Origin of the sequence: Mesorhizobium sp. M8A.F.Ca.ET.021.01.1.1 (assembly GCF_003998025.1) — a bacterium.
Lineage (GTDB): Bacteria > Pseudomonadota > Alphaproteobacteria > Rhizobiales > Rhizobiaceae > Mesorhizobium.
Genome location: NZ_RZSJ01000462.1, coordinates 1 through 5,131, shown reverse-complemented (window position 1 = coordinate 5,131; position 5,131 = coordinate 1). Strand labels below are relative to the sequence as shown.

Genomic DNA, 5,131 nt, shown 5'->3' with positions numbered 1-5,131 from the left:
GGGCCAGACTTCCGCCTTCGGCACCTCGACAAAAGGCAGCACCACGAGGCCCGCGACCCCCATGCCGAGCGTCATCAGCGTGATCGACAGGAAGCGATCGAGATGCACCTTGACCAGCGCGTTCCAGATCGCATGCATGGCGGCGGCGGCAAGCACCGCGAAGAAGACGAAAAGCGTCATATGGGGCTCATCGACCTCCCGGGCCGAATGGCGTTTCGAGATCGATGTCGACCCGGACCGGGAAGTGATCGGACGCCACCTCGCCGATATCGGCGCCGATCGATTTCACCCGCCCGGCCAACATACCACCGACGAAGCAATGGTCCAGCCGGCGCTTTGCCAGCCTGCCGTCGATGATCTTCTCATGCGTGTGGAAATCACCAGCCGGTTCGACCGCCACGGCTGCGGCATCGACGAAGCCGCCAAGATAGGCAGCACCCCGATGGTAGGGCGTGCTGCCGACGATGCGGCGGTGTTCGGCGCTGCCCGGCTCCATGTTGAAATCGCCCAGCCAGATCGCCGCCGGTGGATTTTCCGGCTCTGATTCTCCATGCGTCCAGTTGCGCGAAGGCTCGTCATCGGTGCCGCTCCACGGACCGCCTTCCGATGGCGCCCGGCGGTGCTCGGCCAAGAGATAATCAATCTGCTCCAGCCGCTCTTCCGCCGCGATGTGCGCGAGATGCAGCGAAAGCACCCTGACCGGCCCTGCCGGCGTGCGGATCATGCATTCGAGCGCGGCGTTGCGCGTGTTGAGCGGACGCAACGTGCGGCGCATCGGCAGCGCGTGCAACCGCGACCAGACAATCGGCAGTTTCGACAGAACCATGGTGCCGAACTGCCGGCGCCGGTTGACCAAATGGCCGTCCCGCCATTCGCTGGCATCCATGTCGAAGGCCGGGCCATACACCCAGTGATAACCAGGCAAAAGGCGTGAAAGCATTTCCGCCTGGTCGTCGAAATTGCTGCGCTGCCAGTGCCGCTCGATCTCCTGCAAGGCGATGATGTCGGCGCCGGCGACAAGGCGCGCCGCGCGCGAAAGATCGTAGCGCGTGTCGCTGCCGAACCCGTACTGGATGTTGTAGCTGACCAGCTTCATTGCTTATCCGGCTCACTTCTCGGCGTTGGCAGTAACGGTTCGGTCGATTGCTTGCAATGTGCAGGAAGACGGACGGGGCTTGGGCCAGCAGGGCGGTTGAGACTCGGTATCTGCTAGTCGGTGGTCAGCGGCTGGAAGCGGCCGGCGGGCGACGCCGCCAATTCCGCCCAGTCGATCTCTTCCTCCAGCCGGTGATAGGCCTCGTCACCGATCGTGCCATTGCTGCGCAGTTCCTCCAGCGTGTCGCGCTGGCGGTTGATGGCATAAAGGCGCAGCCGGTCGTATTCGGTCGCGGCCTGCGCGTCGTCGGGGTTTTCAGCGATCACACGCTGAGCCTCATACTGCTCGCGCACGACGGCGGCCGCCGCCGAGGTCTTGCGGTTCAGCACGTCCAGCGCTGCCTGCATGATGGCGACGCGCGCCTTCGCCACCTCATTGTCGACGGTTCTGTCCTTGTCGAAGTTGATCCAGCGCAGCAGCGGCTTTAGCGTCATGCCCTGCAGCACCAGCGTGCCCAGAACCACCGCGAAGGCGGCGAGCACGATCGGATCGCGGCCGGGAAAATTGGCCGGCAGCGCAATGGCCACGACCAGCGTCACCAGCCCGCGCATGCCGCACCAGCCGACGAGAACGGCGCCTCCGAAAGTCGGCAACTCCCGCCTTGCCTCTTTGCCGCCGAAGCGGGCAATCCATCGGATGATCGCGACGTAACTCGCCACCCAGGCAAGACGTGCGACGATAACGACGACCAGCACCGTTGCGGCGAAAAGGAATGCTTCGCCTTGCCCGTCTCCGGCCAGCCTGCCGACGATCGTGCGTGCCTGCAGGCCCATCAGCACGAACGCCAGCACATTGAGCACGAACACCGCCGACTCCCAGACCGAATAGGTGCTGACGCGGCGTCTCGCCGACGAGTGGCGCGGTCCCCTGCGTGCAATGGTCATGGCATAGACGACAATGGTGATGATGGCGGAAAGACCGAGCTTGTCGGCGATGATCCAGACGGCAAAGGTTCCGGCAAACTGGACCACGGTGCTGCTCGCCGCATCCTCGATGCGGGTGAGCGCCAACAGCGACACGCGGCCAAACAGATAGCCCGCGACAAGACTGCCAATCGTCGCCAGCAGGATCACCGGAATGGCGTTGCTCAGCATGATCGATCCCAGCGCTGCCGAAACCGCCAGCCGATAGATCAGCAGCGCCGTGGCATCGTTGAGCAGGCTCTCGCCCTGCAGTATGGCGGTGATGCGGTGCGGCACCTTGAACTGCCCGAGCACCGCCGATGCCGCCACCGCATCCGGCGGCGCGACGATGGCGCCAAGCGCGACCGCCGCCGCGATCGGCAGTCCGGCCATCTTCCAGCCGACGAAGGCAACCACGACGGTGGTGAAGACCACAGCGCCGAGCGCCAGCAGCACCAGCGACAGCCGGTAGCGCTTCAGGTCGCGCAGCGACGTGTCAAAGGCGGCATCGAGCAGCACCGGCGCGATGAACAGGGCAAGCGCCAGTTCCGGGTCGATCTCGATCACTGGCGCGCCCGGCACGAAGGCAATCGCGACGCCGGCCAGGGCCAGCAGGGACGGATAGGGAATCTCCAGCCGTCGCGACAGCGCCGTCAGCGCGACGGCGGTCAAAAGCAGGACGAGGGTCAGTTCAAAAAGAGCCATGGGCGGTTACTTCTGGAGACCGGATTGCCGACGCGGATATTCCCGCAAGATGCGGTGGATTGGCCATCAAACTCAAGCCCTCTGGCCGCACGTCTCAAACCGCCTCCTGCCCCGCATGATCCTCGTCGGCTGCTCGGGATATCATGGACGCCGCGAAAGCCATCGTCGAAAAACATCGCCGGGCTGTAACACGCATGTAAACGGTGGCCCTCTGTGAGCGTGACGGGCCTCCATGAAAGGCCGCACGCCCATCAGAAAGCGTGGCACCCTGATCTGGATCGGTTCCGCTGGGGCGAAATGACGCCCTGAGAGAGGCGTTGGGACCCTTGCGGTGCGCTTGATGTTGTATCTGGGTACGAGCAGCGCACTCGTTGGCACGTTGTTTGGAGGGGTTGGAACTGTTATGATCCGTACCGAGGCTCGGCCCAGCGACCACACACAGCAAGGCGGCATGCAGACCGCCGGAAGGACCCTTACGCGGCGCACGCCGAAGCAGCAACGCTCGCGGCAGACCGTCGACGTCGTGCTAGAGGCGGTACAGCTTGTAGCCAAGCGCCACGGGACACTGGCGATTACCACCAATCGCATTGCCGAGGCCGCCGGCGTCAGTGTCGGATCGCTGTATCAGTACTTCCCCGACAAGCGCGCGATCTTCACAGCTCTTCACGACCGGCACGTCGATGAGGTGCGGCGGGTCATCAAGCAGACGATCACCGACTGCGCCTCGGCTTCGCTGGAGGAATTCGCGCGCGAACTCGTCCTGGGCCTGGTGAACGCGCACGCGGAAACTGCCGAACTGCACGACGTTGTCGCGTCCGCTGTTCCGCACAGCGCTCTCGGCTTCAAGAATGCGCTGCATCAGACCTTCGGACAAGTCCTGTCACGCGCCGAGGACCCGGAGCGGTACAGCCTCGACGAGACGGAGCGGATGCTTTTTGTCCTACCTCGCATGGTGGAAGCGCTCGTGCACGGAGGACAGCACGCGCCCCTCTCGCGCGATGGTGCAAGGAGCGAGGCAATCCGCACCGTACTGGTCTACGTGAATTCCTTTCAGGGCAGCGCTCCGAAAGACTACTGAAACGACGCGGTATTCTCGGTGGCCCACTGGTCGAACGGGATTGGTTCCCGTCCGGTTATCTCCTTTACGCCATCCGTCACTGTATCAAGCCGGCCCTCGCGCACCGCCCGCCAGATGTCCTCGAGCGCATCCGCATAGGCGCCTTTCCCGGCCCATTCGACCGTGCGTGCGTATGCCTGACCGTCCGTTATTTCCTCGAAGCGAACGGGCTTGCCGATGGCTCTACCGATCGTATCCGTCATCTCCCCATACGACAGCGCCTCAGGGCCGGTGATCACAAGTGCCTGGCCGTCGTAGTCGCGTGTGGTCAGGGAGGCTGTGGCGACGGCAGCGATGTCGTCTGGATGGATGAATGCGATCTTGCCCCCACCCGTGGATGAGCGCAGCACGCCCTCTCGGCGGATGGACTCCGACCAACCGAAGGCGTTGGACATGAATCCGGCTGCTTGAATGAATGTGAACGCCACCCCGCTCTCCCGAACGGCATTCTCGCCCCGTGCATGCCACGGACCGGTGCCGATTCCGGTTCGCACGTCTAGCGTGGAGAGCTTGACCACATGTCGGACGCCTGCGCGGTTGGCAGCGCAGGAGACCGCGCGATCTCGCTTCTCGAGATCCAATCCATCCGTGACGAGGAATATCCCGTCGACTCCAACCAGCGCCCTGCCCAACGAGGGACCTGGATTCTCGAGGTCTCCGACATGAATGTCGACCTGGTCGCAGAAAAGGGCTTTGGCCCTCTTCGTGGAGCGGACAAAAACGGACGGGCGTGCCCCCGCATTAATGAGGCGCTGAACTACCCGGGCGCCGATGTTTCCCGTAGCGCCGATGACCAGGTATTTCACTTGAGTTTGCTCCAGCCACGGATCACCTCGAACGCCATTTGCTTCTGGCCAGCCAGGGTGAAATGCAGACCGTCGCTTATGAGGAAGTCCGAAGGAGGCGGGCTCCCCAAAATAGAGAAGGCGTCGATGACGGGCCCGTCGCCGTCGCGAATAATCTTGGCGACTCGCTCAAGATCTTGGTTGCGGAACCGAACCCCGAACCTGGCAAGGCCCGGATGCGTCGCGACCTGCGCTTCGTTGACCGCTGGCGGGGTGATCCAAACGCAGCTCGCCTTGGTCTCTCGGGAAACGCGCTGGCGCAACTCCGCGATGTTGCGCGCGGTCTCCTCGTGATGGACGAGTGTCTTGGTGGGGTGCGGGCCCTGCGTGCGCGCATCATTGGTACCGAACAGGAAGAGGATCCAGTCGGGCCGGGCATCGGTAATCTCTCTGACACGCACAAGAC

5 protein-coding genes and 1 pseudogene are annotated in these 5,131 nt (G+C 63.7%); 1 reads left to right on the top strand and 5 read right to left on the bottom strand.

All coding sequences use genetic code 11. The features are described 5' to 3' along the window. From EOA36_RS27105 to EOA36_RS27095, 3 genes and pseudogenes are all read right to left on the bottom strand, one after another. Nucleotides 1-180, bottom strand: a pseudogene (locus EOA36_RS27105) (EamA family transporter); the annotation flags it as partial. A 7-nt stretch (nucleotides 181-187) separates the two neighbouring features. Further along, nucleotides 188-1,096: an endonuclease/exonuclease/phosphatase family protein gene (locus EOA36_RS27100; protein WP_127280172.1), complete on the bottom strand. Its 909-nt coding sequence runs from the start codon at nucleotides 1,094-1,096 to the stop codon at nucleotides 188-190. A gap of 113 nt (nucleotides 1,097-1,209) precedes the next feature. Then, nucleotides 1,210-2,763, bottom strand: coding sequence for a sodium:proton antiporter (locus tag EOA36_RS27095; RefSeq protein ID WP_127280171.1), 1,554 nt, complete (start codon nucleotides 2,761-2,763; stop codon nucleotides 1,210-1,212). Between the two features lie 403 nt (nucleotides 2,764-3,166). On the opposite strand from EOA36_RS27095, the gene EOA36_RS27090 reads away from it, so the two are divergent. Continuing rightward, nucleotides 3,167-3,841 (top strand): TetR/AcrR family transcriptional regulator, encoded by a 675-nt coding sequence (locus EOA36_RS27090; protein ID WP_127280170.1) that lies wholly within the window; start codon nucleotides 3,167-3,169, stop codon nucleotides 3,839-3,841. Here EOA36_RS27090 and EOA36_RS27085 read toward each other — a convergent pair. Both EOA36_RS27085 and EOA36_RS27080 read right to left on the bottom strand, forming a co-directional pair. Further along, entirely contained in the window at nucleotides 3,835-4,686 is an 852-nt protein-coding gene (locus EOA36_RS27085; RefSeq protein WP_127280169.1) for an SDR family oxidoreductase, read from the bottom strand. The two genes, EOA36_RS27090 and EOA36_RS27085, sit on opposite strands and share 7 nt — an antisense overlap. Beyond that, the coding region (locus EOA36_RS27080) for an SGNH/GDSL hydrolase family protein (protein ID WP_145969329.1) at nucleotides 4,683-5,131 on the bottom strand (449 nt) is incomplete at its 5' end. The genes EOA36_RS27085 and EOA36_RS27080, both read right to left, overlap by 4 nt.